This is a genomic window from Trinickia violacea (assembly GCF_005280735.1).
Classification (GTDB): domain Bacteria; phylum Pseudomonadota; class Gammaproteobacteria; order Burkholderiales; family Burkholderiaceae; genus Trinickia_A; species Trinickia_A violacea.
The window spans coordinates 1,017,445-1,043,509 of record NZ_CP040077.1 but is presented as its reverse complement, the minus strand read 5'-3'; the positions used below and the strand labels follow the sequence as shown (position 1 = coordinate 1,043,509).

The window sequence follows — 26,065 nt, the reverse complement described above, 5'->3', positions numbered from 1 at the left end:
TCTGGGTCCTTCTCAGCGTCACGTCGCAAGCGGTGTCGCCCGGTGGGCTCGGCGCTGCGGCAGTATTCGTCGGATGATGCTATCGGGCGGTTGCGTTCTCGGCGTTTTCGGCGGCTGGGACGATCGGGATCGTCGTGATGTGCAAGCCGCATTCCTTCGTGTCGCGCGACTCCCACCACCAGCGGCCTGCCCGGCTGTCCTCGCCGGGGCGGATCGCACGCGTACAGGGCTCGCAGCCGATGCTCGGGTAGCCGCGTGCATGCAGCGGGTTGACCGGCACGTCGAACGCCTTCAAGTACGCCCACACGTCCGCCTCAGTCCAATCCACTAAAGGATTGTATTTAGCGATTTGACGGGCGGCGTCCTTTTCTTCCTCGTGCAGCTCGGCGCGTGTTACCGATTGTTCGCGGCGCTGGCCGGTCACCCAGGCCTCGACGTCGGCGAGCGCGCGATTGAGCGGTTCCACCTTGCGGATTTCGCAGCAGCGCTTGCGCAGATCGACGCTCTCGTAGAACGCGTTCAGGCCGTGCTCCGCGACGTATTGGTCGACCGCATCCGCCTGCGGGTGGAACTGTTCGATCTCGTAGCCGTAGCGCTCGCGCACGCGGTCGATCATGCCGAGCGTTTCGGCATGCAGGCGCCCCGTGTTCAGCGAGAAGATGCCGATCTTGGCGCCGCGCGACAGGATCGCATGCGTGAGCAGCATGTCTTCCGCCGCGAGGCTGCTCGCGAGCTTGACCTTGGCGTGGCGCGCGGCGATCGCATCGATCAGCGTGTTCAGGCGCTCGATCTTCGCGGCGAGCGCGTCGTCGATGACCGCGGACGTATTCGCTGTGCTCATGCGGAAGCCTTTTGCGCAGCCGCCGCAGCCGCACGGCGGCGGAACAGCGGATTCGGGTCGTCGACAGCGCCCTGATAGAGCACCGAAAACTCCGTGAAAGCTCGCAGCGCGTCGTGGATGTCCTTGTCGGCGCGCACGGCGAACGCATCGAAACCGCAGCGCGCGAGGTGGTGCAGGTGGTCGCGCGCCACGTCGCCGATCGCGCGCAGCTCGCCCGTCCAGCCGTGGCGCTTGCGCAGCAAGTACGCGGTGCTGTAGCCGCGGCCGTCGCGGAACACCGGGAAATCGACGCCGATCAGCGTGATCTTGTCGAAATCGGCCACGATGTCGGCCGGTTCGCTGTCCGGCGCGAGCCAGACGCCAAGCTCGGCCTTGCTCTTGGTCGCCACCAGCGTGTCGCGCGCGGCCTGCCACAACGCGAGCGGCACGAGCACCTTGCCGGCCGGCAGCGCGTCCACGCCGGGCAGCGCGCCGTCTTCCGAGGCACGCACGACGGTCCAGTCGTCGCTGACCACCGAGCGGTTCTTGATAATCGAAGTCATCTGCAAAAATCCTTAGCTCAGTCGCGAATCAGGCGTGCGCCGGTTGACGCGATGCGTACACGCGTTCCTTGAACGGTGCGACGCCGATGCGGTTGTACGTGTCGATGAAGCGCTCGCCGTCGACGCGGTGCTCGACAAACGTATCGATCACCTTCGACAGCACGTCCGGCATTTCCTCCGCCGAGAACGACGGCCCGATCACGCGGCCCAGATGTGCGCCCGTGGCGCCCGTGCCCTGCTCGCCGCCGAGCGTCACCTGGTACCACTCGGAGCCGTCCTTGTCGACGCCGAGAATGCCGATGTTGCCCACGTGGTGGTGGCCGCACGAGTTGATGCAGCCCGAGATGTTCAGCGACAGGTCGCCGAGGTCGTACACGTAGTCGAGATCGCTGAAGCGGTCTTGGATCGCCTGCGCGATCGGCAGCGACTTCGCATTCGCGAGCGAGCAGAAATCGCCGCCCGGGCACGCGATGATGTCGGTCAGCAGGCCGATGTTCGCCGTTGCGAAACCGTGCTGCTTCGCGTCTTCCCACAGCGCGTACAGGTCGCGCTTCTTCACGTTCGCGAGAATCAGATTCTGCTCGTGCGACACGCGGATTTCGCCGAGCGAGTACTGGTCCGCCCAGTCGGCGACGGCTTCCATTTGGACGTCGGTGGCATCGCCAGGCGCGCCCACTGCCGGCTTCAGCGACAGCGTCACCGCCGCGTAGCCCGGCACCTTGTGCGGACGCAGGTTGCGCTCGATCCAGCGCGCGAACGGCTTGCTTTCGAGCAGATGCTTTTCGAACGAGGCGTCGGTGTCCGACAGCTTCTCGTATTCCGGCGGCTGGAAGTACTGCGCGATGCGCTCGTACTCTTCCTGCGTGAGCGTCGACGGGCCGTCCTTCAGGTGCTGCCATTCCTCTTCGACTTGCTGCGCGAACTTCACGGGCCCCAGCGCCTTCACGAGAATCTTGATGCGCGCCTTGTACATGTTGTCGCGGCGGCCGAAGCGGTTATACACGCGCAGCACCGCTTCGCAATACGTGAGCAGGTGCTGCCACGGCAGGTTTTCGCGGATCACCGAGCCGATGACCGGCGTGCGGCCCAGGCCCCCGCCCGCGAGAATCGCGCAGACGACTTCGCCCGCTTCGTTCTTCGACAGATAGACGCCCAAATCGTGGATTTGCACCGCGACGCGGTCTTCCTTCGTGCCCGACACCGCGATCTTGAACTTGCGCGGCAGCCAGTTGAACTCGGGGTGGAACGTCGACCATTGGCGCAGAATCTCGGCCCACGGGCGCGGATCGACGATTTCGTCGGGCGCGACGCCGGCGAACTGGTCGGCGGTGATGTTGCGGATGTCGTTGCCCGAGGTCTGGATGCCGTGCATCTGCACCGACGCGAGCTTCGCGAGCAGCTCCGGCGTTTCTTCGAGCTTGATCCAGTTGTACTGGATGTTCGTGCGCGTCGAGAAATGGCCGTAGCCGCGGTCGTGCTCGCGTGCGATGCGCGCCAGCATGCGCAGCTGGTCGCTGCGCAGGTTGCCGTAAGGAATCGCGATGCGGTGCATGTACGCGTGGCGCTGCATGTACAGGCCGTTTTGCAGGCGCAGCGGACGGAACTCTTCCTCGCTCAATTCGCCCGACAGGCGGCGGCGAACCTGGTCGCGGTACTGCGCGACGCGCTCGTCGACGAGTGTCTGGTCGTACTGATCGTATTGGTACATTCGGGGACCCCAGTGTCTATGTGCCACGCTGCGTCCTAGCCACGCAGCGTCCGAAACAGCTGTCGATTCGCAAACGCGTCGGCCGTTTAGACCGCCTGCTCATTTGCTAATGACAAATACAGATATCGATATTGAAAAACCTGCGGTGATCGTAATAAACTGGCCTTATATTTCAAACGACTAAAAACTTGTTTGCATATGCGGAAGGGTTATAAATGAACCTGCACCAGTTTCGCTTCGTCCGCGAGGCCGTCCGCCAGAACTTCAACCTGACCGAAGCGGCCAAGGCGCTGTATACGTCGCAGCCAGGGGTGTCGAAAGCGATCATCGAGCTCGAGGACGAGCTCGGCGTCGAAATCTTCACGCGCCACGGCAAGCGCGTGCGGTCGCTGACGGAGCCTGGGCGGATCATCCTGGCGTCGGTCGAGCGCATTCTTCAGGAGGTTGAGAGCCTGAAACGCGTCGGCAAGGATTTCGCCGCGCAGGACCAGGGCAATCTCGTGATCGCCGCCACCCACACGCAGGCTCGCTACTCGCTGCCTGCCGCGATCGCCGAATTCAAGAAGCGCTTCCCGAAGGTCCACCTTTCGATTCTGCAAGGGAGCCCGACCCAGGTCGCCGAAATGGTCATGCACGATCAGGCCGACCTCGCGATCGCGACCGAGGCGATCGCGGGCTACAAGGAGCTGGTGTCGCTGCCCTGCTTCCAGTGGCACCACGTGGCGGTCATGCCTGCCGACCACCCGCTGCTCGAGCGCAAGCTGCTGTCGCTGAACGATCTCGCGCAGTTTCCGCTGATTACCTACGACAACGCGTTTGCGGGCCGCTCGAAGATCAACCACGCGTTCCAGTTGCGCGGCCTCGTGCCGGACATCGTGCTCGAGGCGATCGACGCCGATGTCATCAAGACTTATGTCGAGCTCGGGCTCGGCGTCGGCATCATGGCCGACATCGCGTTCAACGGCGAGCGCGACCGGCACCTGCGGGCGATGCCGGTCGGCCACCTGTTCGGCAGCAACGTCACACGCGTCGCGCTCAAGCAGGGCGCGTATTTGCGCAGCTATGTGTATACGCTCGTCGAGCTGCTGTCGCCGACGCTCAATCGCAAGCTGATCGAACAGGCGTTGAAGGGCGAGCACGAAAGCTACGAGCTTTGAGGCTCGAGGGCCGCGGCTTCCGGGGGGGTTGCGGCCTCAATGCAGCGCTTTTTGTCTTCTGCTTTCATTTCCCGCGTTTCGCATCCTTTTCGCATCCTTAGTCCGGAGACCTACATGGCGTTGTCCCAGAAACTGCGCGGTGCGCTCGCGCTGGCCGCGCTCGCACTGAGCGCTGCCGCGCACGCCGATATCAAAGTCGGCATCGACCTGTCCACGACCGGCCCCGCCGCCACGATCGGCATCACGAGCAAGAACGCGATGCTGATGTGGCCGAAGACGATCGCCGGCCAGAACGCGCAATACCTGATCCTCGACGACGGCTCGGACCCGGGCGCCGCCGTGCGCAACATCCGCAAGTTCGTGACCGAAGACAAGGTCGACGTGATCGTCGGGCCCAACGTCACGCCGGCGGCGCTTGCAGCGCTCGATCCGGTCTCCGAATACCAGACGCCGATGATCACGCTGATCGGCTCGGCGTCGGTGGTGGAGCCTCAGGAAGGCAAGCGCATGTGGGCGTTCAAGATGGCGCAGACCGACAGCGCAATGGCCGACGTGATGACGCGCTACATGTCGAACCACAACGTGAAGACCGTGGGCTTCATCGGTTTTGCCGACAGCTACGGCGATAGCTGGCTCAACGAGTTTTCGAAGTTCGCTGAGCTGCGGCACATCAAGATCGTCGCGAGCGAGCGCTTCAACCGTACCGATACCAGCGTGACCGGGCAGGTGCTCAAGCTGATGGCGGCGAAGCCCGACGCGATCCTGATCGCGGGCGCGGGCACGCCGGCCGTGCTGCCGCAACGCACGCTCGTGGAGCGCGGCTTCAAGGGGCCGATTTATCAGACGCACGGCATCGCGACGCCCGAGTTCATCAAGCTGGGCGGCAAGGATGTCGAAGGGACGCTGTTTCCGACGCAGCCGGTCGTGGTCGCGCGCACGCTGCCGGCCGATCATCCGGCGAAAAAGGCGGCGCTCGCGTTCGTCGATGCCTACGAGGCGAAGTACGGGCCCGACACCGTCACGCAGTTCGCCGGGGACGCGGCGGGCGTCTATCCGCGGCTTCAGGACGCGGTCGCGCGGGCGCTGAAAACCGCGCAGCCCGGCACGCCCGCGTTTCGCGTCGCGTTGCGCCAGGAACTCGAGAACGCGCATGAGCTCGTGGCGCCGAACGGGGTCGTCAATACGAGCGCGAAGGATCACGTCGGGCTCGATCAGCGCGCGAGCGTGATGGGTGTCATCAAGAATGGGAAGTTTGTCTACTTGAGCCAGTGAGTGGGCCCGAGCGCCCTTCGGCCCCGCGCCGGAGGGTGCAAACCGGCGAACTTGCTCGTTTCGCCGTTTTCCGACATAATCGCCGTCTTCCGTCATGCGCGACCGTAAGCGTGGTCCATAAGCACGGCGATCGAGAATAAGCCCAGGTGGTGAAATTGGTAGACGCAGGGGACTCAAAATCCCCCGCCGCAAGGCGTGCCGGTTCGATTCCGGCCCTGGGCACCAGAAAATGTTCCGGCAAGAGCCGCAGCATTCCAAAAAACCCCGTAAGATCAAGGTCTTACGGGGTTTTTTATTCCCTGAGAATCCGCGCCGACGTATGCGCGCGCTCGGCGCCACGATGGTGGCGGCGCTTGTGTCGTCCCTCGCCCTCGCGTGGGGCTTCGGTGAAATCGCGGGCTAGCGCCGTTCACTGGTCCTGCATCCGTTCGAGGCGCGATGGTTCTACCGGGTCAACGGTGATCGCAGTGCGGTGTTCGTTGCGCGCGTGCCGGACCCTCTGTCGCTCAACATCGCCGCCCAGGTGCTCAACGCTTTGCTGCTGCCGTTGGTTGCAGGACAGCTGATCGCGCTGGCGAGCGGCACTGTGCTGCCCGCTGCAGAGCGAGTGCGCGGCGCATTTCGCGTGGCGCCGATCATTGGCGTGAGCATCGCGTGCGGCATCGGCATCGTCGGGGCGCTCGGCGTGTTGCTGTGAGGCCGATCAGACATGCCGGGCGATCATCGGCCGGCATGTCAACAGCCGGCCACGATATAGCGGCGCAATTGACGCACGAACTCCGCGCGGGCGGCGGCAGGCAGTTGCCTTCCGACGGGAATACGCTGCCAGCCGTCGCAAAGGTAGACGGCGCCGTCGCTGTCGCCGAGAGACACGGCCAAGCGGGCAGCATTCATCCGATGCAACGTGCGGCGTCCGCGCTCGTGTACTTCGACGATCACGAACGGGGGCGCGAACGTCAGCACTTCGCCGTCCGTCGCGTGCCTGGAGTAGGCGATAAAGGCGATGCCGACGGAAACGGCGCAAAGCACCGAGAAGGGCAGCGCGAGCCACGCGCCGAATGCGAATGCCGCTATCACGCCGATCGCGAGGCCGAGCGCCATGAGGAACACAGTCGCGGCGAGCGACTGCCGCGGCGTGAGGGAGCAGTTGCGCTTCATGCGCCACTCGCGACTCGGCACACCTCCCTCGCCGCCGAAAGAGCCAGGCCCGTACGACCGCCTGAAGTATGCGTACATGATCGAAAGTCCCGCGTCGTGGAGCCATTCGTGACGCGCAATGGGCGTGCCGCGCTGCCCGCTCTGCCTCCGTAAGTATCACACGTTCGAGACGCCGCCCCTCGTCGAATGACGGGATGTATCGGCATTCCCAGCTTGTCAGCGCGCGACGACCGACGCGGCGATCCGGTCGGCCAACGCCCCGAGAATGCGGCTCAGCGCGGCGGCTTGCGCCGCCGCGCCGCGGTTCTCCAGCGCCGCCTTGCGCGTCGCCTGTTGCGCCCCAACCGGTCGCTTTCGTCGGTCGAAAGCCGGTTCGGCAAAATCCGCGTGACGACTTCAGGCCGGTCAAGCGTTTGGACGGCTGGTATTCAAGCTGATCGAGGAACCCAAGAAAACCTGGCGCCGCATTTCCTTGTGTTCGCGATCGTCCGTCATCGAACCACGCGCACGCGCAAATGGGAGAAAAACGTGGCACCCCATCGACGGCCCCGAAAAGATCAAGCCGTTGCTCGCAGGCATTGCCTTCAGAGACGGCGAGCCTTTTCTGCTCTGGAGACCGGTCGATCAACACGGCACCGGACTACGATGGGCCGCCCGCGTCCGCCTTGACCCCGCGGGATGTGTTGCGCTCCAGTCTCATGTACATGTTCGCCGCCACGATACCGAAGACGATGTGAGAGAACAGGCTGGCCCAGTTGCGTGCTTCTGCGAACCACGGAAAAAACGTTGTCATGCCGTAGAAATTAATCAGGTAAACGGCTGCAGCGAAAGCGCCACCCGTCAGTGAAGCCATCCCCATGCTCGAGTCAAGGTTGAATGACGCCATGATCAGACCGAGGATAAGCGCGAATACGATGGCAAGGGCAAAATGCACCACAAAGGCCGCGAGCACGATGCCAATTGAGAATGCTTGCGGCGATTGCAATGCGCCTCGTCCCAGCATGATCGCGGCGACCATGCGTGGAGGCTCCAGCAGACTTGCGCCCGCCATCAGTGCCATCAGGATAACCCCTAACGCCAGGAACACGACGCCCGCGATGACGCCAGCCAGCACGGCGGCCCGCCAGTCAGGCTGGCCGCGTGTGAAATGATGGGAATCCATGTGAAGTTCCACAATTTCTCTCCCGATTGATGCGGATAATTCATTCTAGTCCTCCATCTCGCGAGACTGATAGCGCCGCATGGCTATCGCCACCCCGACGGATGATCCTCGTTCTGGCGACGACGTGGCGTGATGAACTGTATGTGCAAGAGACCCTTGAGGCACGTCAGTTGTTGGTCGCGGCAGACATGTCAGCGGATCGATAATTAATCGTTTAGTTCGCAGTGGAGGATCAAATGCCTGCGAAACCACGGATCCTTCGCTACGCCGCGATGGACACGGCCCAACGCAGGACGTTCCGGGACCGGCTAGGGCTTCCGTCAGGCGACGCTTTGACGAACAATACAAGCCGCCTCCGTTAGAAAGCGACTGCTCGATCTAGCTCGACGTCGACGACATGCTGCTGGAAGTACAGGACACTGGAAGCTCGTTCCCCTGAGGTAATGCTCCGGACCAGCACAGCGCCGACGATGAGAAACCAAAGTGTTTCTTCGACGGTCATCTGGCGGCAACCGGCGCGGCGCTTTCCGCGCCGGAATCCGCCTTAATGGCTGCTTTCGACAACGGCCGCAATCCTATCCGTTCGGTTTGCGCGGAAGCGATCGACCAGAACGGCGGCAAAGGAGTAGTGTTACATAGCGGACTGTCCAGGGTGGACGGCATGGAACCCGATCGCGGCACCACGGCATAGTGCCGGCGCGTGCCACCGCATGCACCTCTGTGTCGGCGCGGGTACGGTGGGGTGGCGTAGTCTGTAACCGCTAGTCAACGATGGAAGGAGGACACATGTCACTCATCGTCGCAGCACGCTTTACGACATTCCCCGCCGCTGAAGACGCGGCGCAACGGCTTTTCAATGCCGGTTTTGTCGAGGAGGACGTCACACTGTTTTTCGTCAATCCGATCGGCCAGCACGCACGTTTTCGGCCCGGCGGCGATGTCAGCGCCGACGCAAACGCGAGGGAGGCGCCGAAGGGTGCCGAGATGGGCATCACGATTGGCGCAGCGGTTGGCGCCGTGTTCGGCGTCGGGATCTTCGCGGCGTTTTCGGCGCCGCTTATCATGTCGCTGATCGCGGCCGGGGTGAGTGCATATGTCGGTTCATTGGTCGGCGCCATGATGCGCACGCGTGAAGTCAGCAACGAAGAAACCCGTGATTCCGGCGTGCTGGTGGCCGTACACGTGTCGCCGGACAGCCAGTTGGACGCCGCACGGGTGCTGCGCGATGCGGGAGGCGCGGCGATCGAACGCGCGACCGGCCGCTGGCAACAAGGGCGGTGGGCCGACTTCGATCCGCTCAAGCAGCCTGTGCCGCTCAACGAATTCAGTGAGAAGCACGCCTGATTTGAAGGTGTTTTTCGTCGAGATTTTCAGCGAGCCAGGAAACAAAAACGGCCCGGCATTTGTCGGGTCGTTTTGTATTCAGAGCGGTGCGTTCCAGGCATGCCCCATGCGAATAGGTGTGCCGAAAACGGCATCGAGATTCTTGAGACGTGACTGGCCGTTTAGTCAGGGGTCTGCCGGAGCACCCCGAGCACGCGCGCGCAACCGAGCTGTTCCGCCACTACGGCTGCTGTTGAGCTTCGAGCTGGTGGACGGCGCACGGATCAGTGGAAGAAGAGTTCCCGCATGCCGAAGGTGTGATGCGCTTCGGCAGCCATTAGCACCAGCAGCACCAGCAGGCACAGGGGCGGTGTCAGAATGGCGTACACCAGCGCCAGCCGCTCCCACATCATGTGCATGAAGATCGACACGATCAGCCCGGCCTTGGCGATCATGAGCACGACGATCAGCACCCAGCGCAGCAGGCCCTGCACGTGGAAGTAATCCACCATGTACGACATCGTGCTCAGTACGAACAGCAGGCCCCAGATCTTCAGGTAGATGCCGATCGGATGCTGCTGGCCGTGCGCGGCGTCGGGTTGATGGGCGGGATCGGTGTAGTCCATGGTCTGCATCACCACAAATAGAACAGCGCAAAGATAAACACCCACACCAGGTCGACGAAGTGCCAGTACAGGCCAGCAATCTCTACGATCTGGAAGTTGCCGTGCTCGGTGAACCCCGGCTGCAGGATCTTGCGTGCGATCAGCAGCAGGTAGATTACACCGCAGCTCACGTGAAAGCCGTGGAACCCGGTGATCATGAAGAAGCACGCGCCAAACTGCGCCGCGCCTATCGGGTTGCCCCAGGGGCGGATACCTTCATGGACGATCAGCTTGGTCCATTCGAAGGCCTGCATCGACACGAAAGTCGCGCCCAGCAGCGCGGTCGCCAGCAACAGTGCGGCGGCGCGCTTTGCGTCGCGTCGGTAGCCAAAGTTGACAGCCATCGCCATGGTGCCGCTGCTGCTGATCAGGATGAACGTCATGATGGCGATCAGCAGCAAGGGCACATCCACGCCGAACACGGTAAGCCCGAACACCTTGGAAGGGTCAGGCCACGGCACCGTGGTCGACATGCGCACCGTCATGTAGCCGATCAGGAAGCTGCTGAAGATGAAGGTGTCCGAGAGCAGGAAGATCCACATCATCGCCTTGCCCCACGGCACCTTGAAGGCTTGGCGGTCGGCCGACCAGTCCATGACGATGCCGTGCCAGCCGTCAGGCCCAGCGTCGGTGGGCGTGGTGACAGCGGATTCGGTCGGGAGCGTGGGCGTGGTCATGGCGCAGCTCCATAGAGCGGCCCGCAGATGGCTGCGACGAACCCAGGGGTGATCCACCACATCGCCGCCAGCAGCACGAGCCAGACAGCCAGCAGGAAATGCCAGTAGATGGCGCACAGCGCGATGGCGCGCTGGGCCCGGAAGGGGTCCCCGCGCTGGAGACGCGCGATCGTCACCGCCCAGGCCACCAACCCGCCCAGCACATGCAACCCGTGCAGGCCGGTGAGCACGTAGAGGAAGCTATTGGAAGGATTGATGGTGACGGTCTGCCCGGCCGCCGACAGCATGCGCCAGACGGTCAGTTGTCCGATCACGAACACGGCCGCCAGCACACCGCCGGACACCAGCCACGCCGCGCGGTGTGAGGTGATCTGCCGGGCACGCTGCATGGCGATGCTTGCCAGCACCAGCGCGCCGGTGTTCCACCACAGCAGCGCCGGATGCGGGATCGGCTGCCAGTCGGGCTCACGCATACGCATTGCATAGGCGAGCAGCAGCAGCGAAAACAATGTCGTTGCCACCGCCATGAAGACCATAAGGCCGATGCGGCTCGCATTCGGCAAGACAGGTGGCGCGTCAGGAACGAAGGAGCGGCGCAGTGTGGTCATTCGCGTGCCTCGCCGGGTTGAAGCATCGGGTTGGCCGGTGCCGGTTCAGGCGCCGTCTCAGGCGGCTGGTTTTGCGGGACGAAGTCTTCCTCGTGCCCCGGCGGGCTGTATTCGTACGCCCAGCGGTAGACGACGGGCAGCGCGGCGCCCCAGTTGCCGTGCACTGGCGGCGTTTGCGGCGTCTGCCATTCCAGCGTGGTGGCCCGCCACGGGTTGCCGTCGGCACGCTTGCCGCGCACCAGGCTCGACGCCAGGTTGTACAAGAACAGCAACTGCGCCGCCGCAACAATCAGCGCAATGACGGTGATGAACGTGTTGAGCGTCTGTGCCGAGTGTGGAATGAAGCTGTAGCCCTCATACTGGTAATACCGCCGCGGCATGCCCAGGATGCCGAGATAGTGCATCGGGAAGTAGATCGCATAGGTGCCGAGGAAGGTGACCCAGAAGTGCACGCGCCCGACCGTGTCGTTGAGCATGCGGCCCGTCACCTTCGGATACCAGTGGTAGATGCCGCCAAACACCACCAGAATCGGCGACACGGCCATCACCATATGGAAGTGCGCCACCACGAAGTACGTGTTCGACAGCGGAATGTCCACGCTCACGTTGCCGAGATAGAGCCCGGTCAGCCCTCCCAGGACGAAGGTGCTGATGAAGCCGATGGCAAACAGCATCGGCACGGTCAGGTGGATATCGCCGCGCCACAGCGTCAGCACCCAGTTGTAGACCTTGAGGGCGGTCGGGATGGCGATGATGAGCGTGGTGGTGGCAAAGAAGAAGCCGAAATACGGATTCATTCCGGCGACGAACATGTGGTGCGCCCAGACCACGAAGCTCAGCGCACCGATGGCGACGATCGCCCACACCATCATCTTGTAGCCGAAGATGCTCTTGCGCGCGTGCGTGCTGATGAGGTCCGACGCGATGCCAAAGGCCGGCAGCGCGACGATGTAGACCTCCGGATGCCCGAAGAACCAGAACAGGTGCTGGAACAGCAACGGGCTGCCGCCGGCATGCTTGAGGGTCTGCCCCATCGACACCACGGCCGGTATGAAGAAACTGGTGCCGAGTGTCCTGTCGAGCAGCATCATCACCGCCGACACGAACAGCGCCGGAAACGCCAGGAGCGCCAGGATGGTCGCGGTAAAGATGCCCCACACCGTGAGCGGCATGCGCATGAGCGTCATGCCGCGCGTGCGAGCCTGCAGCGTGGTGGTGACGTAATTCAAGCCGCCCATCGTTGCCGCGACGATGAAGATCGCCAGCGACACCAGCATCAAAATGATGCCCCATTCCACGCCCGGCGTGCCCGGCAGGATGGCCTGGGGTGGATACAGCGTCCAGCCCGCGCCGGTCGGCCCGCCCGGCACGAAGAAGCTCGCCACCAGCACGAGCACGGCCAGCAGGTAGACCCAGTAGCTCAGCATGTTGAGAAACGGGAACACCATGTCGCGCGCGCCCAGCATCAGCGGAATCAGGTAGTTGCCGAAGCCGCCCAGAAACAGCGCCGTCAGCAGGTAAATCACCATGATCATCCCGTGCATGGTGACGAACTGGTAGTAGTGGCTGGCGTCGATGAAACTGAACTTGCCCGGAAAGCCGAGCTGCAACCGCATCAGGTCCGACAGCACAAGACCGACGAGACCGATGACGATGGCCGTCAGCGAATACTGCACGGCGATGACCTTGTGGTCCTGGCTCCAGACATAGCGGGTCCAGAAGCTTTGTGGGCCGTGGTCGGTGTGGGCGTAAGGCATTGCGTCTGCTCCGCTAGGGATTGGCTGCGCTGCTGGCGGCCGGGCCGCCTTGCGATTCGATGTAGGCCACCAGCGCGGTCAGCTCCTGCTCGCTCAGGTCGAAGGTCGGCATGATGGGGGCGAAGCCCTTCACGACGCGTGCCTTCGGGTTGCGAATGAAGGCGCGCAGATAGGCTTCGTCCACCTTCGCGGTGCTGCCGTCGGCCATCGTTTCGGTCTTGCCGTAGAGGCCCTTCCACGTGGGGCCCACGCGCGGACTGCCGTCCACGGTATGGCAGGCGAAGCAGCCCTTGCCCTCTGCGAGCGTCTTGCCCTGGTCAGCAAGCGCCTTGGCGCCGCCGCCTGCAGCGGCGGATGCGGCCTGCACCTTGGCCTGCTGCCGCTGCGCGAACGTGCTCTGCTGCGCCAGCCAGCGCGAAAACGATGCTTCGTCTTCCACCACCACCACGCCGCGCATGTTGGAGTGCCCGATACCGCAAAGCTGCGCGCACAGGATGTCGTACCGCCCTGCCTTGGTCGGCGTGAACCAGAAGGTGGTCACCATGCCGGGCACCATGTTCATGCGCGCACGGAACGCCGGTACGTAGAAGTCGTGCAGCACGTCGCGCGACCGTGTCAGGACCTGGATCGGCCGGTTGAGCGGCAGGTGCACCTCGGGCGTGTCGATCAGGTAGTTGTCACGGCCGTTGGGGTCGGCGGGGTTCAGGCCGAAAGGGTTGTCGTCGCTGATGTAGCGCACGTCCGTTGTGCCCAGCTTGCCACCGGGGCCGGCAAAGCGGAAGCGCCACTGCCATTGCTGGCCGAACACTTCCATCTGCAGCACGTTGGGCGGCGGCCGTACAAAGTCGGCGTAGACGAAGAGCCCCGGTGCCAGCAACGCTGCCACGCCGACAGCGGTCAGGCCGATCAGCCACCATTCCAGCCGCCTGTTGTGCGGCTCGTAAGCAGCGCGATGCCCCCTGCGGTGGCGGTAGCGCACCAGTGCGATCACGATGAACAGGTTGATCGCGATGAAGAACACGCCGGTAATGACGAGCGTGATCGTCAGCATGTCGTCCATGCGCACCCAGTTCGAGGCGATCGGCGTGATCCACCAGGGACTGGCAAAGTGAAACCCCACCGCCAATACGATGATCAGGAACAGGGCAATCGCAAGCGACATAGGTCACCTCGCTGCGCGTCACTCGCTGGGGCCGCTAAAAAAAGCTCCTGGCGTCGTTGTGCCGCCTTGCCGTACTTCGTACTGCCTGCGCCGGCACTTCTGCCAGGACCGCTTCGCTGCGCATTGTAAGTGGCCCTAAAGCAAAGGTAGTCCTCTCCTCTGCATCGTGCAAGACAGCGCCAGCGGGAAGCGCGCCCCATATACGGATCGCGCGAATGGAGGCGTCACTTGCTGCGATGCAATGCAAAACGGCCGCCTCCAGCATTGGTTGCCGAGGCGGCCCTCTCCCAAAGGCGCCGAGTGTTTAGGGTCTGTTCACGTGTGCGACGTGCGTACGACGACTTGCTGCCGGCGCGGATCACATCGCGACATGTCCATGTCCTCGCGAATCACAGTGTCGCACTCAATGGGGCCTTCTGCTCCTTGAGAGCGCCAAGAGGTCACGAATCACATCGATCAGACGTGCTATCGGTGCCGGCTTTCTCAGCAGCGCGTTCCAGAGGACCTCTGCCGACGCCGGCGGCACGACAGCGGTGAGCATCACGACCGGAATGCGGGCGGTGGCCCTGTTTGCCTTAAGACGTCGGCAGAAGGCAACGCCGTCCAGCACCGGCATCATCCAGTCGGTAACAATCAGATCCGGATGTTCAATATCCGTCACGCTGACAGCCGCCTCTCCATTCAGGGCAAGAAGAACACGATAGCCTTCCGCCTCCAGCAGTACCTGCAGGGGAGCAAGAATTCTTGCGTCATCGTCAACCAGCAGGATCGTTTCCACATCTGTGGCCAGCTCGGGGGCGTAACTTGAAGAACGCGCAAGTACCGTTCCCGGCAGTCAAGGTGGACTCCCATGTACTCCCTGATCGGGCCATGCCCAACGCCCGTTTGCACTGCGAGCACGAGCATCGATTCGCATCTGCGACAGTATGGGGACACCTGTGAAGCTAGCCAGTGCCGGCACGCGTTCTGACACATTCCAAACTGCACATCGTCGGCACGTGTGGGCGACAACAGCCGATCTTTCTGGCCCGGTCGGCCGCGCCTGTGCAGATGGCGGCCTTCGGTTACAATACGCACTTACCCTTCTTCGCACAAAGCCGACAGGACACGCGTTGGTTTGTAGCGAATCCTCCCTTGACTGATCGCCCAGTAAGGCCGGCGATAGAAGCGCCCCTTGCACTACACGCCCCAAGTCCCATCGGATCGGTATTGCGGGCCGCCGTGTTTGACCCAATCCCCTCGCGTAAATGACGCATCGCCCGGATAGGGCGGTATCCATGACTTCCAGGCCGCGGGGGCCGCCCACCACCCCACGTGCTTCCCACTATCGTGCGAGCGTGTGTCGATCGACGCTCGTGGCTTCTTCCTCTGCGGGGCATTGCGCACTGATGTCCCGCCAATTAATTAGGAACCTTGAATGGCAAAAGAAGAATTGCTGGAACTCGACGGTATCGTCGACGAAGTGCTGCCAGACAGCCGCTACCGCGTCACGCTCGACAATGGCGTGGTGGTAGGGGCATACGCATCCGGCCGTATCCGCAAGAATCACATTCGCATCCTTGCTGGCGATCGCGTAACGCTGGAACTCTCGGTGTATGACTTGACGAAAGGAAGAATCAATTTCCGACACAAGGACGAGCGGAGCGGTGGCGCAACGCAAAGACCCGCATTTCGCCGTCGTTGAAGCGGCGGCATGCGAACGTCGGCTGCGGCCCCGCCTGCGTCATGACACTATGCGCATGCCCGCGGTCGATTCACTTCGCCACTTCGCGACCAATGCAGGAGTCAGAAAACTTTCGCTGTACAAATCCGGCAATGGGCGTAGCATCGAATCGTTGATTGTCCCACGACCGCTCCCGGCGCCTCCCCCGTCGCCCTTCCCAACGGAATCGGGCCGCTCACTTTCATCGCAGGCCGAACAACTCGGCCGATCGTGTGGCGACTGATTTCAGTCGCTCGCACTCCTTCTCCGTTCCGCCGCGCAGCGATGCGGTCTTAAAGGTTTCCCATGACAACTGGTTTCCGTCTCTACCGTGGACTGGAAGTGTATCCGCTGGTCTATCCGCATCGTGCCGCCGAGCCAGGGCGCGGGCGAAACTACGACGAAGGGTTCGACGCCGCCGTGCGTATTCAGGAGCCGGAAAGCTCAGAGGGGATGCCTCGCAGCCGAGTATTCAGGCTTGCGATGGCCAAGCCCTTCCAAAACGCAGGCGACGCGCGGCGCGCATCGACTGCTTATGCGGAACACCTCATCGACACCTGCTCTCAGGACACGAGCGTCCTCGATCTGGAGTTGTGATTCGCGGTTCGTTCCACGCCGGACTCGATCAGCGCACGTCTGCGGTAGGGCACGCAGGCAACATTAGAGGTTTGATATGGACAGGAATGACCTGTTGAAGTGGATTCGACGCGACGGTTCCGGCATTGTCGACAGCTTTCTGCCGTTGGGCGCCCGTGCCGAGCTGGAGGGCGTCATCCGCGACGGCCGTCAGGAGGTCGATGCGGATGCCTATCTGATGTTCGTGTCAATTCGCGCACTACTGAGCAAAGGCGGCATGGCAAGCTGTGAGTCGGACCGTGAGGCCGGACAGATCATGGCCCTTCTGAACGCGTGACGCAGCGCTTCCCATCCACCAGACGCTTCGTAAGGGTCACGGCCGCGCGGCAACCGAGCAAGGAAAGACAATGCACTTCAATTCGACCCGATTCATCATCGACCCCACGCCGCGCAGGGCCGACGACGAGTACCTGGCCCATGCCCGCATCAGCACCAGCCGTGCGGATGGCAGCGAGTATGACATTCATCTAAGTGGTGATCTGGCGGGCTTCAACGTCCGCGAGGACGCCATTGCCTATGCGAAAAACTGGGCGCAGGAGTGGCTGGACGCACGCTTTGGTTGAGGAGCCTCGATACATCGAAGCGCGAGGAGCGTGTGATCCGCTTCGAAACCGATGGGGCCGCCGTCAGCCGCGCGCATCGATCCAGTCGCGCGCCCATCGGTCGGAATAACCGAGCGCGTCTTCTTTGCTGCTGAAATATCCGAGCGAATAAAACTCGTAAAGCATGGGTCCGGAACGGGTATCGGACCGCTTGAGCATCACGTTAGAGGAAAAACAGCCGTCCGGCAGACAGTGAGCAGACGGCCGAACCGCATAACCGCGGTATTGGCTGGTGACAGGAATTTGCATGATTACCGTTGGAATTGAAATGAAGGCAAGACTCCTCTGTCCGGAACGGGGACACTGATTCGTTTGGATGCCGTAGCAAGTCGGGGATGAATGCAGACTGGGGAGCGCTGCAGGAACTGAAAAAGCCGGCGGTGCGCTCCCGCGGCTGGGCGACGTCCGATGCCTGAGACAGCGGACGCCTGAATGAATTAAAGCGGCTTGATGTTAGATGCCTGAAGACCCTTCGGGCCACGCTTCGTCTCGAAGCTGACCCTCTGGTTCTCAGTCAACGTCTTGAATCCGTCACCCGAGATTTCCGAAAAATGCGCAAACAGGTCGTCGCCGCCCGCGTCCGGAGTGATGAATCCAAAGCCCTTGCTTTCGTTGAACCACTTGACGATACCGGTATCCATGAAGAATCCCTCAAAAAAATTGTTCATTCCCGCGCCACATGGCGACGGGGAAGCATCAAGAGGGATAAAGAGGACAACGAACTCCGCGCAAGTGGCGGACATGAGACGAGAACCAATTGAACTTCCTGAATACTTCAACGGCGGACGATACGCGTATAGCTCGACTTGGTCAACCGATTTCGTGATACCAGACGTAACAGCATGAATTACACGGAGTTCTTCCGTCATGGAGGGATTGAGGGAGAAATGTCGTTACGCAGCGGGGCATCACGCGTATAGTGGCCGCTCGCAGACCGCTGTGCTTCACCACTCCGATTGGGAAGTCGAACGATATCCGATGCCATTCATCTTCGACGGAAGAGAGCAGCGAACACCACCGCGGACGTCCGGACGATTTACGACGCAAACTTACAACCAGGAAAAGAATTGACTACCGTAACGCCCAAGCTGAACGAACCGTTGGAAGTCGCGTTGCGCCGCTTCCGACGTTCGATCGAGAACACCGGTCTGATAAAGGAACTGCGGGCCAGGATGGCTTATGAAACGCCGACTGCGAAGCGCAAGCGGAAAAAAGCAGCGGCTGTGGCTAGATTGCGAAAACAGATAAGACGATCGATGCCGCCGAAAAAGCAGTACTGACCGGAAGTTGTCGTGCGGGCACACCGACGCGCCTGTCGAATGCCCAATCGAATTTCGCTCATCATCCGAGGCAGGCAGAGGAGCAAGATGCACGGCTAGTGAGCCGTCAAGACCATCAAAATATCCGCATACCATGCGCTGTTCAGTCCGAGCGACTCATCCAGATGCGCATCCCTTCCGCCCATATCAATGCTCGAAGAATGGACGCCCAAAAGCAGCCACGGCAGTTCATCGGGCGTCCTCCCTTCTGACGGTGCTCTCAGGACAACAGGTGCTCCACTGGTGCCACGGTGGGTTCGTGCGTCCGTGACGAAACAGCCCTTCCCCTGAAAACGCAGGCCAAAAGCCGACGCCAGCACGCCTTGCCGAACGACAGGCAAATGGTGCAGCGAATCGTGGAATCCGAGCGGAAAACCGACGATCAGCAGGGACGCCCCGATCGGCATCGCATCTCCCGGACGCGGCAGATGACCGGGGCCGAATGCGTGAAATATCGCACCCGGCGGCAACGCAGCCCTATCGAGCTCCACTACGGCTACATCGACCTCGCCACCATCATCCGTTCCCTGACGCCAGAGAGGACGCCCCGCGGCATATAACGGAACGGCCACCCACGTGGCGGCAGCCAGATTCTCCGCGTCGACATGGAACTCGATCTCCAGCCGATCGGGGAAATGCTCACCGTACACGTCAATCATGACGTGCCGGCTGGTCACGAGAAACAGGCGTCCCCCCTGCTGGAAAAAAAAGCCGCTTGCATTGGTCAGCCGACGCTCCTGCGCAAACGTACACACGCGCGTCACGGCGAGAAGCAGCGCGTCGGCAGCCTCTGGGGGATGCGACTCCTGAGGCTGCGCAGGGCATAGCGAAGACTCCGCCGACACGCCATGTGGCTGAGCAGGATCTCTGCTGGGCGGTATGAGTTCGGAGAGCAGTTCAACCAGGGCATTGTGCTCGGGACCGTACCTCTCCGATGAGAGAAACGCCGCAACCGCAAGTTCCGATACGACGCCCGCCGACGCCGCGTTCGGCACGTGGCGCACGACGTTAGCTTTGTGCTCGCCGCGGCACAGAAGCCATCTATCTCCGTTAGAACTGCGATGGAATTCAAGTGCGTCTTCGCTCATTCCAGCTTCGGGATCCGGCTCGGTCAGGTAAGAATTCATCGACACTCCCGATGTGACCGTGATCTCAATGCCCGATGGAATCGCGAGTCACGACTCCAAGACACGATCGAATTGCCCCGATCATCCTGTTCGCTGGCCCGCGAGCGCATCCTGGCGCGTGGTCCGCTGTGGTTGGACCACTCAGGCGGATTCAAAGATGGTGCGATCAGACCCGTCACCGTCGATCAACATTTCGGCGTAGGCCATGGACGCGCGCCGTGCGTCGCCGGCATTCACGAAAGGATTCTTGCCGGGCACGCGGAATATGCGGGTCCGAGGGCTGCCCATCACGGAATCCGGTTCGCTGATACGAATCGAAGCATCGAACCCCTCCTCGTAATTGTGACCATATCCCGTCTGGGTCGCGCGATGGGGATACACGAGCAAGGTAATATCGAGACCTCGATAATGGCAAATGGTTGTCATCAGGTAACTCCTTCTGGCCGCGGCACGCAGCCGTTTTTTGATCGCCGTGCGGATTTGGCCGAAGGCGATATCCGAAACGCCTGACGAGCCGCGCCAACGAGGCGAAGAGACCCGAACCAGGTTTCTCGGCAAGAAACTCGGCACACGGGCAAGACAGTGATTAAAGTGGCTTTGCGCCGGCCCCGCCAGCGAGCTTAGTGCTTCACATCGGCAAGTGCTCGCTCAACCGGCATTCCGCTTACGTCTGCTGGATCGACACCGCGCTGCCCTGAACTCCCGAAGCGGGTTACTGCCCAGCCTCGCCTTACATTCGCGACATCATAGGGGCCGCATCCGTCGCTTGTGCGACGAAGCCTGCATTCTGGGTCCGCCTCATCGCGCGGCAAGCAGGTGGGGTTGTCGGTGGATGTTCTTGAAGAGGTCGCCACTTACAGTGGGGGAGGAACGAGGCCGATAGCCGTCGCCATGTACGGGCAGCGATCCGCTTTGCAAACCTCCTAATCCAACATACGCGCGAGGTCACCTTCGGTCAATTTAATTCTGGTAACAGTCTCCGCGCCGCCCTACGTTGCTCGTTCCAGGGTATAGTGAGTCGTCCCCTGTGGAGTGACCAATATGTCGACACACCCGCTTCTTCTCTATAAGGGATACGAACTTCATCCCCTCGTCTTCGCCCGCAAATTCAGTCGCTTTGACGGACATTCCCGTTATTCCGAAGGGTATGACATTGCGGTGCGGATATGTCGCCCGGGCGCAATAGCAACCTCCGCCGCAAGCCGTGTTTTCAGGCTGAACCAACCGCATGCATTCTCCGACTTCGGTATGGCAAGGCGTGCCGCCCGGCAGCAGGGAATGGACATCATCGACGGAAAGGTGAGCGGAGCTTCGGTCATGGACATGTGAAAAGGCCACTGGCAGAGAGCATCCTTCGGCGCCTTTCTTCGTTCGGTCAAACGCAGCGGTCGCCCACGGCGACGCGAGAAACTGAACGCACGCATTCTTCCGCACGGGTATCGCCTCCATGCAAAGTGATCGCAATGCGCTTCCGTACTATCTCGTTTTACGCGCTGGCTGTCCGCCGTATGTTCTGAACGCTGACCGCCATGTCCTGCGCCGCGAGGCAAGCCCTATCCTGCGAACGTTCGCGAGAGCCCGCGGCGCGCCGACCTCAATCGCGGACGACGCGTGGAACGACTTTTCCGGCTCGGAATCCATATCGCTCCTTGAGCGCATGGAGATGCGAGCCTACGCACTGATTCGCGGGGCCGAAAGCGAACATCAACTCCGGTTACTGGCCGCTCTCTGACTGCACCAACGTGCGCATTCCTTGCGGACGGCGAGCTCATCCATTAGCTCAAGGAAGTTCTATAGATTCATTCGTTGTCCTTCTTTATTGCCACGACGATGATTTTTGCTGCTCATCGCATTTACGATACGGCGATTCATCGTGAGCACACAACGACAGGAGTTGCTTTGTCTGTTGCGCAACGCCTATATGTGCAGACAAGGCGCAGCGGGGTTACTCATCGTGTTTCTCGAACGTCACCCCCATTGCGGACAGCTATTTGTCCGCGCTAGAAACTTTAATAGCGCTCTATTCTTCAGTGATCGCCACAGCCGAGGCCAGCGGCTTATTCGAAACGAGGTCTGTTTGCGAAGGCGTTCAGTCAGACAAATCGTCGATGGCGGCGTTCGAAGAGGTACGTCCCTCTTCGAACGCGGTTCTACAGCCGATGGCTTGGCCATCGGCTGATCCAGAGCTCATGATCCGTATGCTGATTGTGGGCAATTGCTTCGGCATCCGGTCGGAGCGCAGGCTGGCATCGATGGGGCTGCAAAACCAAACACAGCAGCACCTGTCGACCCGCGATAGCGCAAAGCTTTGCGGGTTTTTTGCTTTTTGACTCCATTCTTTCCGCCTGTCCCGGCCCCAAAAACGCTTCGCCGCATCCCACTCCCTCCGATCGACGTCCGCCGATTTTCCTCGGCGCGCGCCCCGGGAATATCCCCTCGTGAACCTGTGTTTACCCATGAAACAGCGCATTTCCGGAAAAAGAGAGTTTCAGGATGCGCCATATCTCTAAAGCCTCCGCCGCTGTCAAATGGCGGAGACGATTCATAAGGAGCACGTCATGAAGATTCGACACCTCACTTGCGCACTGCTGGGCGTCGCCGCTTTCTGGGCGGCCGACGGCGTGGCCGCGCAACCCGACTACGCCTACATGACGACGGTGCAGCTCGCCGGCGGCAAGACGCTGCAATGCGCCGTCAATGAACCGCTTCCCAAGGGCGACGTAGCGGCCGCCCTCACCCGCGGCGAGCAAACGAAAGCCGACGTGCTGGCGACGCAGCGCCTGCGCGTCCTGAGCGGCCCCGAATCCGCCTATCCGTCGCCCTATACCGCGCCGAATGTGATTTGCGCGAGCGCCGTCTAAGGCCGGCCGGTCCGCTCAACGCGTCGCACGTTGCGGAATTGATTTTCGGGGCTCGCCAGATCTCGATTGCTCCCGCCGCTGTCAAATGGACAGGGACGAAAACCAAGGAGGAGCAGGTCATGAAAATCCAAATCCTCGCCTGCGCACTGTTGAGCGTCGGCGCGTTCTGGGCTGGCGGCTCGACCGCGGCACAACCCGACTACGCCTACGTGACGACGGTGCAGCTCGCCACCGGCAAGACGCTGCGATGCGCCGTCAATGAATCGCTTCCAGAGGGTGACGTCGCGGCCGCGCTCACCCGCAGCGAGCAAACGGAAGCCGACGTGCTGGCGACGCAGCGCCTGCGCGTTTTGAGCGGCCCCAAATCCTTCTATCCGTCGCCCTATACCGCACCGAATGTGATCTGCGCGAGCGCCGACTGAGGAGCCTCATCGCGAGGCCGGACGCGTACTTCGACCGGCAACGCGTTATCCCGCGCGAAGCGCATGACGAAGTCGAAAGCATCGGGACAAACACGCCGCAATTCGCCGCAAACGATCAGACATTTGACGCCGGCCTCGACGACCGGCATCGCCAGCCGCGTCGACGCGACGTGCAGCCCAGGCTGCCGCTCGCCGACGTAAAGCGTGATGACGCCCATCAGGCGCTCGCCCCAGTCGCCCGGACGAAACGTCTTGCCCTGATGCGTGATTCCCCTGATGCAGAAGGTTTCGATGTTGTCGGGCGCTGTCGTCATGCGTATGCCGGCGACGGCGCGAACGCCTGGCCGTTCTGTTGCTCATTCGTGACGGCAGCCGGCGCGCCGGTGTCGTGCAGACGGAACACCGCGACCGCCTCGTCGAGCGCGCGCGCCTGCTCGTCGAGCGACGCTGCAGCCGCTGCGGCTTCTTCGACGAGCGCGGCGTTCTGCTGCGTCACGTTGTCCATCTGCGAGACCGCGCGGTTGATCTGGTCGATACCGCGCGACTGCTCCTCCGACGCCACACTGATTTCGCCGACGATACCCGTCACGCTGCGCGCGGCGCTGACGATCTCGCCCATGGTCGCGCCGGCGCGCGCCGCGAGCTCCGAGCCGTTTTGCACCTTCGCGACGGAATCGCCGATGAGCTCGCGGATCTCCTTCGCCGCCGCGGCCGAGCGCTGCGCGAGTGTGCGAACTTCGCCCGCGACCACCGCAAAGCCGCGTCCCTCCTCGCCGGCGCGCGCCGCCTCGACGGCCGCGTTCAAGGCGAGGATGTTGGTCTGGAATGCGATCCCCTCGATCACGCCGATGATGTCGACGATGCGGATCGAGCCTGACGACATGTCCGCGATCACCTCGACCACCTTCGCCACCGCCTCCCCGCCGCGCGCCGCGATCTGCGCGGCGTTTTCGGCTAGCGCGCTGGCGTGCCGCGCGTTGTCGGCGTTCTGGCGGACCGTCGCCGTCAGCTCTTCCATGCTCGAGGCGGTCTCCTCGAGCGTGGCCGCCTGCTGCTCGGTGCGCGCCGACAAGTCCGCGTTGCCGCTCGCAATCTCGCGCACGCCATGCGTGATCGCAGCTGTCCCGTGGCGCACCTGCGCCACCGCCGCTGCGAGGGCGGCTTGCATGCGCGCGAGCGCGGCGAGCAGCCGGCCCATTTCGTTCGAGCGCTGCGTATCGATCGTGCTCGTCAGGTCGCCCGCAGCGATCCGTTCGAAATGGTGAATCGCGGCATCGATCGGCCTCACGATCGATGTGGCGAGCGCATGGCGCGCAAAGAGGCCGAGCGCGATCGCCCCCGCGCCGATCGCGCCGAACAGCCAGAGCAGTAGCTGAAAATTCTGTTGCGCCGATTCGAAGCGTGCCTTCTGATGCTGGATCTGGAAGTCTTCGAGCGCGAGCGCAGCGCGCTTGTAGTCGCTGAACACGGCATCGGGCGCTTGCCGCTCGGTCGTGCGGAAGGTCATGAAATCGTCTTGGTCCAGCGCCGCGATCTCGGGATTCAGCACGTCGCCCAACAGCTTGTTGCGCTTCGTGTGCAGCGCGTCGGCGAGCGCCTTCTCGGCCTCGCTCGAGCGGTTCAGCGCGACATAGTCCGCCAGCTCGCGATTGCTGTCGGCCAGCTCCGCATGCACGCGGGCCAGCACGGGCGCGGTGGGCTTGCCTTGCGCGACGAGCGTCTCATACGCGCCGAGGTCGACCCGCACGTGCAGCAGGGCTTCGCTGCTCGCGGTGAGGTGACGCAGTGCGGCGGTCTCTTCGCTATACATTTTCTTGAGCGCGCCGTTGGCGGTCTGCAAGCCGGCGACCGACACCGCGATCACCAGCATCAGCGCCGCCGCGAAGCCGGCGATCGTCAGCGTCAGCGCCATGCGGACGGTAGCGTTCCTGAACATGGTTGCCCTCTCGATGCATCGAGCAGAAAAAAGCGGCGAGCGGACAAGTCCGCCGCCGCAAATCGGAGCACATTCCCGTCGAGGTGTGCCGCGAGGAGGATGATCCTGGGATCAGAAGCGCGTGCGGATGCCCGTCGCCACCTCGAGCTGCGTGTTGTGGCCGAACGTTCCCGACACCGTGTAGCCGCCGTGCAGCTTCATGTAGTCGGCAGCCAAGTACACCTCAGTGCGCTTCGAGAGGTGATAGAACGTCGACGCGTAGATCGTCTCCTTGTAGCCGTTGTTCACCGTCGTGTCCGACGTGTCGAACAAGCCGGAGTTGGCGTTCGGGATGTTGCCGTTGCTGTCGTAGGCAGCGTTCTTCGTGTGCATCTGCAGATAGCCGAGCTCATAGTCCAGCGGGCCCTTCGGCGCGAGCTTGAACGACACCGTCCACGCGTTGTCCACCCGGTCCGGCAGCGAGCCCTGCTTGCCCGTGTAATGGAAGTAGCCGGCATTGACGCGGCCGATGCCGAAACGATAGTCGCCGCCCACCGAGTACGTCTGATCGGTGAAGCCACCGTTGTTCGTGTGGTTGTAGAAGCCGCCGAAGGAGGCCGGTCCAAGGTTCCAGCCGAGCGCGGCCTGGTAGCCCGAGCCGTTGGCGAACTGCGTCGAGTTGCTGAACTGATAGTCGGCGGCTGCATAGATGCCGTTGCTGAAGAGCTTGCGCCACTGGATGCCGTTTTCGGAGCGCGTGCCGGTCGGGCCAGCCGCGTAGAAGATCAGTTGCTTGAAGTTGTTGGAGTTGGTGTAGGCGCCTTCCTTGGTCGAAAACTCCGCGCTGGTGTAGGGGTCGCCGTACAGTCCCGAGAAGTCCTTCGCAACGGTGTCCTGGAAGCCGGCCGTGATCTGGCCGATTACAGGGTTCTCGATACCGACCCAGGAGTCACGGTCGAAGAGCTGACCAGGATCTTCCATGTTGCCGTTCGCGGCGACGAATTCGCTCTCCAACGTGAAGATGATCTTCGAGCCGCCGCCGATGTCCTCAGCACCGCGCAGGCCCCAGCGGCTGCCGCTGAACCACGGCTCGCCGTCGTGGCCCATGCCGATCACGTGATTGCCGGCCTTATCGGCGTTCGTCGTGTAGGCGACGGCGGACAGGTCGATAAGACCGTAGAGCTGCACGCTCGATTGCGCGTGTGCGTTGCTCGCTGCGAACGCGCCGGCTGCGACGGCGAACGCGAGGTACTTTTGCTTCAAGATTGTCTCCTCAGATTGCTGCGTTGAATTTCTGATTTGTCCGCTGCCGGTTACTGCCTGCCGGTTGCCCGGTCGCCACGACGAACAACGGATGAGACGAATCCTAGTTACCTCAATCCTTCACGCTCCTTTCGTGTCTGATTCGTACAACTTAGTGATATCACTGATACAGGACATTGAGTCCCG

31 protein-coding genes, 1 tRNA gene and 2 pseudogenes are annotated in these 26,065 nt (G+C 62.2%); 16 read left to right on the top strand and 18 right to left on the bottom strand.

The genetic code is table 11. The features are described from left to right. Nucleotides 1-79: 79 nt before the first annotated feature. The 3 genes from FAZ95_RS04770 to FAZ95_RS04760 are packed head-to-tail and all read right to left on the bottom strand — an operon-like array spanning nt 80 to nt 3,091. Nucleotides 80-841, bottom strand: a complete 762-nt coding sequence (locus tag FAZ95_RS04770) for a phosphoadenylyl-sulfate reductase (protein WP_137331398.1) — start codon at nt 839-841, stop codon at nt 80-82. Continuing rightward, entirely contained in the window at nt 838-1,383 is a 546-nt protein-coding gene (locus tag FAZ95_RS04765; RefSeq protein ID WP_137331397.1) for a DUF934 domain-containing protein, read from the bottom strand. The genes FAZ95_RS04770 and FAZ95_RS04765 overlap by 4 nt, the downstream gene beginning before the upstream one ends. A gap of 28 nt (nt 1,384-1,411) precedes the next feature. Next, entirely contained in the window at nt 1,412-3,091 is a 1,680-nt protein-coding gene (locus FAZ95_RS04760; RefSeq protein WP_137331396.1) for a nitrite/sulfite reductase, read from the bottom strand. Between the two features lie 215 nt (nt 3,092-3,306). Between FAZ95_RS04760 and FAZ95_RS04755 the strand changes: the two genes are divergently transcribed. From FAZ95_RS04755 to FAZ95_RS39920, 4 genes are all read left to right on the top strand, one after another. Further along, nucleotides 3,307-4,248 (top strand): CysB family HTH-type transcriptional regulator, encoded by a 942-nt coding sequence (locus FAZ95_RS04755; RefSeq protein ID WP_137331395.1) that lies wholly within the window; start codon nt 3,307-3,309, stop codon nt 4,246-4,248. A 114-nt stretch (nt 4,249-4,362) separates the two neighbouring features. Continuing rightward, the gene (locus FAZ95_RS04750) at nt 4,363-5,520 is read left to right on the top strand and encodes an ABC transporter substrate-binding protein (RefSeq protein ID WP_137331394.1); all 1,158 of its coding nucleotides are present in this window, start codon (nt 4,363-4,365) and stop codon (nt 5,518-5,520) included. A 140-nt stretch (nt 5,521-5,660) separates the two neighbouring features. Then, nucleotides 5,661-5,745 (top strand) — tRNA-Leu (locus FAZ95_RS04745). A gap of 262 nt (nt 5,746-6,007) precedes the next feature. Beyond that, nucleotides 6,008-6,217, top strand: a complete 210-nt coding sequence (locus tag FAZ95_RS39920; RefSeq protein WP_254699810.1) for a hypothetical protein — start codon at nt 6,008-6,010, stop codon at nt 6,215-6,217. Nucleotides 6,218-6,255: 38 nt separating this feature from the next. On the opposite strand, the gene FAZ95_RS04735 is transcribed toward FAZ95_RS39920, so the two are convergent. Then, nucleotides 6,256-6,678: a DUF2244 domain-containing protein gene (locus FAZ95_RS04735; protein WP_175425520.1), complete on the bottom strand. Its 423-nt coding sequence runs from the start codon at nt 6,676-6,678 to the stop codon at nt 6,256-6,258. A 477-nt stretch (nt 6,679-7,155) separates the two neighbouring features. On the opposite strand from FAZ95_RS04735, the pseudogene FAZ95_RS40865 reads away from it, so the two are divergent. Continuing rightward, nucleotides 7,156-7,306 (top strand): annotated as a pseudogene (locus FAZ95_RS40865) (IS256 family transposase); the annotation flags it as partial. Nucleotides 7,307-7,318: 12 nt separating this feature from the next. Here the strand turns inward: FAZ95_RS40865 and FAZ95_RS04730 are convergent. Further along, complete coding sequence (locus FAZ95_RS04730; RefSeq protein ID WP_254699809.1) at nt 7,319-7,840, bottom strand: hypothetical protein; 522 nt, start codon at nt 7,838-7,840, stop codon at nt 7,319-7,321. A gap of 786 nt (nt 7,841-8,626) precedes the next feature. Between FAZ95_RS04730 and FAZ95_RS04720 the strand changes: the two genes are divergently transcribed. Further along, nucleotides 8,627-9,184, top strand: a complete 558-nt coding sequence (locus FAZ95_RS04720; RefSeq protein WP_137331391.1) for a glycine zipper domain-containing protein — start codon at nt 8,627-8,629, stop codon at nt 9,182-9,184. Nucleotides 9,185-9,447: 263 nt separating this feature from the next. Here the strand turns inward: FAZ95_RS04720 and FAZ95_RS04715 are convergent, their stop codons facing one another. The 6 genes from FAZ95_RS04715 to FAZ95_RS04690 form a co-directional block, all read right to left on the bottom strand. Then, nucleotides 9,448-9,789, bottom strand: a complete 342-nt coding sequence (locus tag FAZ95_RS04715; protein WP_137331390.1) for a cytochrome C oxidase subunit IV family protein — start codon at nt 9,787-9,789, stop codon at nt 9,448-9,450. 8 nt (nt 9,790-9,797) lie between these two features. Further along, the gene (locus FAZ95_RS04710) at nt 9,798-10,505 is read right to left on the bottom strand and encodes a heme-copper oxidase subunit III family protein (protein WP_137331389.1); all 708 of its coding nucleotides are present in this window, start codon (nt 10,503-10,505) and stop codon (nt 9,798-9,800) included. After that, a complete protein-coding gene (locus FAZ95_RS04705; RefSeq protein ID WP_137331388.1) occupies nt 10,502-11,113 on the bottom strand; it encodes a cytochrome c oxidase subunit 3 in 612 nt (203 codons plus the stop codon). Before FAZ95_RS04705 ends, FAZ95_RS04710 begins: the two co-directional genes overlap by 4 nt. Next, entirely contained in the window at nt 11,110-12,870 is a 1,761-nt protein-coding gene (gene ctaD / locus FAZ95_RS04700; protein WP_137331387.1) for a cytochrome c oxidase subunit I, read from the bottom strand. The genes FAZ95_RS04705 and ctaD overlap by 4 nt, the downstream gene beginning before the upstream one ends. A gap of 13 nt (nt 12,871-12,883) precedes the next feature. Next, a complete protein-coding gene (locus FAZ95_RS04695; protein ID WP_137331386.1) occupies nt 12,884-14,032 on the bottom strand; it encodes a c-type cytochrome in 1,149 nt (382 codons plus the stop codon). Nucleotides 14,033-14,435: 403 nt separating this feature from the next. Beyond that, on the bottom strand, nt 14,436-14,810 hold the full coding sequence (locus FAZ95_RS04690; protein WP_254699808.1) for a response regulator: 375 nt from the start codon (nt 14,808-14,810) through the stop codon (nt 14,436-14,438). 639 nt (nt 14,811-15,449) lie between these two features. Here FAZ95_RS04690 and infA point away from each other — a divergent pair. The 4 genes from infA (at nt 15,450) to FAZ95_RS04670 (ending at nt 16,933) form a co-directional block, all read left to right on the top strand. Next, a complete protein-coding gene (infA, locus tag FAZ95_RS04685) occupies nt 15,450-15,716 on the top strand; it encodes a translation initiation factor IF-1 (protein ID WP_137331385.1) in 267 nt (88 codons plus the stop codon). 324 nt (nt 15,717-16,040) lie between these two features. Next, nucleotides 16,041-16,331, top strand: a complete 291-nt coding sequence (locus FAZ95_RS04680) for a hypothetical protein (protein ID WP_137331384.1) — start codon at nt 16,041-16,043, stop codon at nt 16,329-16,331. Between the two features lie 76 nt (nt 16,332-16,407). Continuing rightward, on the top strand, nt 16,408-16,647 hold the full coding sequence (locus FAZ95_RS04675) for a hypothetical protein (RefSeq protein ID WP_137331383.1): 240 nt from the start codon (nt 16,408-16,410) through the stop codon (nt 16,645-16,647). Nucleotides 16,648-16,717: 70 nt separating this feature from the next. Beyond that, the gene (locus FAZ95_RS04670) at nt 16,718-16,933 is read left to right on the top strand and encodes a hypothetical protein (protein WP_137331382.1); all 216 of its coding nucleotides are present in this window, start codon (nt 16,718-16,720) and stop codon (nt 16,931-16,933) included. A gap of 63 nt (nt 16,934-16,996) precedes the next feature. On the opposite strand, the gene FAZ95_RS04665 is transcribed toward FAZ95_RS04670, so the two are convergent. Then, nucleotides 16,997-17,221 carry a hypothetical protein gene (locus FAZ95_RS04665; protein WP_137331381.1) on the bottom strand — a complete coding sequence of 75 codons (225 nt, stop codon included), beginning with the start codon at nt 17,219-17,221 and terminating at the stop codon, nt 16,997-16,999. 188 nt (nt 17,222-17,409) lie between these two features. Next, nucleotides 17,410-17,613: a cold-shock protein gene (locus FAZ95_RS04660; protein WP_137334423.1), complete on the bottom strand. Its 204-nt coding sequence runs from the start codon at nt 17,611-17,613 to the stop codon at nt 17,410-17,412. A gap of 426 nt (nt 17,614-18,039) precedes the next feature. Between FAZ95_RS04660 and rpsU the strand changes: the two genes are divergently transcribed. Then, on the top strand, nt 18,040-18,252 hold the full coding sequence (gene rpsU / locus FAZ95_RS04655; protein WP_137331380.1) for a 30S ribosomal protein S21: 213 nt from the start codon (nt 18,040-18,042) through the stop codon (nt 18,250-18,252). A gap of 95 nt (nt 18,253-18,347) precedes the next feature. Here the strand turns inward: rpsU and FAZ95_RS04650 are convergent, their stop codons facing one another. Together FAZ95_RS04650 and FAZ95_RS04645 are read right to left on the bottom strand one after the other, a co-directional pair. Continuing rightward, nucleotides 18,348-19,418, bottom strand: a complete 1,071-nt coding sequence (locus tag FAZ95_RS04650; RefSeq protein ID WP_367872227.1) for a S1 family peptidase — start codon at nt 19,416-19,418, stop codon at nt 18,348-18,350. Between the two features lie 141 nt (nt 19,419-19,559). After that, nucleotides 19,560-19,844 (bottom strand): hypothetical protein, encoded by a 285-nt coding sequence (locus FAZ95_RS04645; RefSeq protein ID WP_137331379.1) that lies wholly within the window; start codon nt 19,842-19,844, stop codon nt 19,560-19,562. 615 nt (nt 19,845-20,459) lie between these two features. On the opposite strand from FAZ95_RS04645, the gene FAZ95_RS04640 reads away from it, so the two are divergent. The 5 genes and pseudogenes from FAZ95_RS04640 (at nt 20,460) to FAZ95_RS39910 (ending at nt 22,701) form a co-directional block, all read left to right on the top strand. After that, nucleotides 20,460-20,747 (top strand): hypothetical protein, encoded by a 288-nt coding sequence (locus tag FAZ95_RS04640; protein ID WP_137331378.1) that lies wholly within the window; start codon nt 20,460-20,462, stop codon nt 20,745-20,747. A 118-nt stretch (nt 20,748-20,865) separates the two neighbouring features. Next, nucleotides 20,866-21,150 carry a hypothetical protein gene (locus tag FAZ95_RS40645; RefSeq protein ID WP_137331377.1) on the top strand — a complete coding sequence of 95 codons (285 nt, stop codon included), beginning with the start codon at nt 20,866-20,868 and terminating at the stop codon, nt 21,148-21,150. A 436-nt stretch (nt 21,151-21,586) separates the two neighbouring features. Continuing rightward, nucleotides 21,587-21,664: pseudogene (locus FAZ95_RS40860) on the top strand (transposase); the annotation flags it as partial. Between the two features lie 312 nt (nt 21,665-21,976). Further along, entirely contained in the window at nt 21,977-22,279 is a 303-nt protein-coding gene (locus FAZ95_RS39915; protein ID WP_254699807.1) for a hypothetical protein, read from the top strand. A gap of 119 nt (nt 22,280-22,398) precedes the next feature. Further along, nucleotides 22,399-22,701, top strand: coding sequence for a hypothetical protein (locus FAZ95_RS39910; protein WP_254699806.1), 303 nt, complete (start codon nt 22,399-22,401; stop codon nt 22,699-22,701). On the opposite strand, the gene FAZ95_RS04615 is transcribed toward FAZ95_RS39910, so the two are convergent. The 3 genes from FAZ95_RS04615 to FAZ95_RS04605 all read right to left on the bottom strand — a co-directional run bounded on the left by FAZ95_RS04615 (nt 22,662) and on the right by FAZ95_RS04605 (nt 25,879). Then, nucleotides 22,662-23,015: a DUF3579 domain-containing protein gene (locus FAZ95_RS04615; RefSeq protein ID WP_137331376.1), complete on the bottom strand. Its 354-nt coding sequence runs from the start codon at nt 23,013-23,015 to the stop codon at nt 22,662-22,664. The two genes, FAZ95_RS39910 and FAZ95_RS04615, sit on opposite strands and share 40 nt — an antisense overlap. Beyond that, nucleotides 23,012-24,637 carry a methyl-accepting chemotaxis protein gene (locus FAZ95_RS04610; protein WP_137331375.1) on the bottom strand — a complete coding sequence of 542 codons (1,626 nt, stop codon included), beginning with the start codon at nt 24,635-24,637 and terminating at the stop codon, nt 23,012-23,014. Before FAZ95_RS04610 ends, FAZ95_RS04615 begins: the two co-directional genes overlap by 4 nt. A gap of 111 nt (nt 24,638-24,748) precedes the next feature. Beyond that, a complete protein-coding gene (locus FAZ95_RS04605) occupies nt 24,749-25,879 on the bottom strand; it encodes a porin (protein WP_137331374.1) in 1,131 nt (376 codons plus the stop codon). Nucleotides 25,880-26,065: the final 186 nt, after the last annotated feature.

Bases quoted from the DNA above. Each gene is read 5' to 3' on its own strand.
- FAZ95_RS04770 (WP_137331398.1), bottom strand. From the start codon at position 841: ATGAGCACAGCGAATACGTCCGCGGTCATCGACGACGCGCTCGCCGCG.
- FAZ95_RS04765 (WP_137331397.1), bottom strand. From the start codon at position 1,383: ATGACTTCGATTATCAAGAACCGCTCGGTGGTCAGCGACGACTGGACC.
- FAZ95_RS04760 (WP_137331396.1), bottom strand. From the start codon at position 3,091: ATGTACCAATACGATCAGTACGACCAGACACTCGTCGACGAGCGCGTC.
- FAZ95_RS04755 (WP_137331395.1), top strand. From the start codon at position 3,307: ATGAACCTGCACCAGTTTCGCTTCGTCCGCGAGGCCGTCCGCCAGAAC.
- FAZ95_RS04750 (WP_137331394.1), top strand. From the start codon at position 4,363: ATGGCGTTGTCCCAGAAACTGCGCGGTGCGCTCGCGCTGGCCGCGCTC.
- FAZ95_RS04735 (WP_175425520.1), bottom strand. From the start codon at position 6,678: ATGAAGCGCAACTGCTCCCTCACGCCGCGGCAGTCGCTCGCCGCGACT.
- FAZ95_RS04730 (WP_254699809.1), bottom strand. From the start codon at position 7,840: ATGGATTCCCATCATTTCACACGCGGCCAGCCTGACTGGCGGGCCGCC.
- FAZ95_RS04720 (WP_137331391.1), top strand. From the start codon at position 8,627: ATGTCACTCATCGTCGCAGCACGCTTTACGACATTCCCCGCCGCTGAA.
- FAZ95_RS04715 (WP_137331390.1), bottom strand. From the start codon at position 9,789: ATGGACTACACCGATCCCGCCCATCAACCCGACGCCGCGCACGGCCAG.
- FAZ95_RS04710 (WP_137331389.1), bottom strand. From the start codon at position 10,505: ATGACCACGCCCACGCTCCCGACCGAATCCGCTGTCACCACGCCCACC.
- FAZ95_RS04705 (WP_137331388.1), bottom strand. From the start codon at position 11,113: ATGACCACACTGCGCCGCTCCTTCGTTCCTGACGCGCCACCTGTCTTG.
- ctaD (WP_137331387.1), bottom strand. From the start codon at position 12,870: ATGCCTTACGCCCACACCGACCACGGCCCACAAAGCTTCTGGACCCGC.
- FAZ95_RS04695 (WP_137331386.1), bottom strand. From the start codon at position 14,032: ATGTCGCTTGCGATTGCCCTGTTCCTGATCATCGTATTGGCGGTGGGG.
- infA (WP_137331385.1), top strand. From the start codon at position 15,450: ATGGCAAAAGAAGAATTGCTGGAACTCGACGGTATCGTCGACGAAGTG.
- FAZ95_RS04680 (WP_137331384.1), top strand. From the start codon at position 16,041: ATGACAACTGGTTTCCGTCTCTACCGTGGACTGGAAGTGTATCCGCTG.
- FAZ95_RS04675 (WP_137331383.1), top strand. From the start codon at position 16,408: ATGGACAGGAATGACCTGTTGAAGTGGATTCGACGCGACGGTTCCGGC.
- FAZ95_RS04670 (WP_137331382.1), top strand. From the start codon at position 16,718: ATGCACTTCAATTCGACCCGATTCATCATCGACCCCACGCCGCGCAGG.
- FAZ95_RS04665 (WP_137331381.1), bottom strand. From the start codon at position 17,221: ATGCAAATTCCTGTCACCAGCCAATACCGCGGTTATGCGGTTCGGCCG.
- FAZ95_RS04660 (WP_137334423.1), bottom strand. From the start codon at position 17,613: ATGGATACCGGTATCGTCAAGTGGTTCAACGAAAGCAAGGGCTTTGGA.
- FAZ95_RS04650 (WP_367872227.1), bottom strand. From the start codon at position 19,418: ATGAATTCTTACCTGACCGAGCCGGATCCCGAAGCTGGAATGAGCGAA.
- FAZ95_RS04645 (WP_137331379.1), bottom strand. From the start codon at position 19,844: ATGACAACCATTTGCCATTATCGAGGTCTCGATATTACCTTGCTCGTG.
- FAZ95_RS04640 (WP_137331378.1), top strand. From the start codon at position 20,460: ATGTCGACACACCCGCTTCTTCTCTATAAGGGATACGAACTTCATCCC.
- FAZ95_RS40645 (WP_137331377.1), top strand. From the start codon at position 20,866: ATGCAAAGTGATCGCAATGCGCTTCCGTACTATCTCGTTTTACGCGCT.
- FAZ95_RS39915 (WP_254699807.1), top strand. From the start codon at position 21,977: ATGAAGATTCGACACCTCACTTGCGCACTGCTGGGCGTCGCCGCTTTC.
- FAZ95_RS39910 (WP_254699806.1), top strand. From the start codon at position 22,399: ATGAAAATCCAAATCCTCGCCTGCGCACTGTTGAGCGTCGGCGCGTTC.
- FAZ95_RS04615 (WP_137331376.1), bottom strand. From the start codon at position 23,015: ATGACGACAGCGCCCGACAACATCGAAACCTTCTGCATCAGGGGAATC.
- FAZ95_RS04610 (WP_137331375.1), bottom strand. From the start codon at position 24,637: ATGTTCAGGAACGCTACCGTCCGCATGGCGCTGACGCTGACGATCGCC.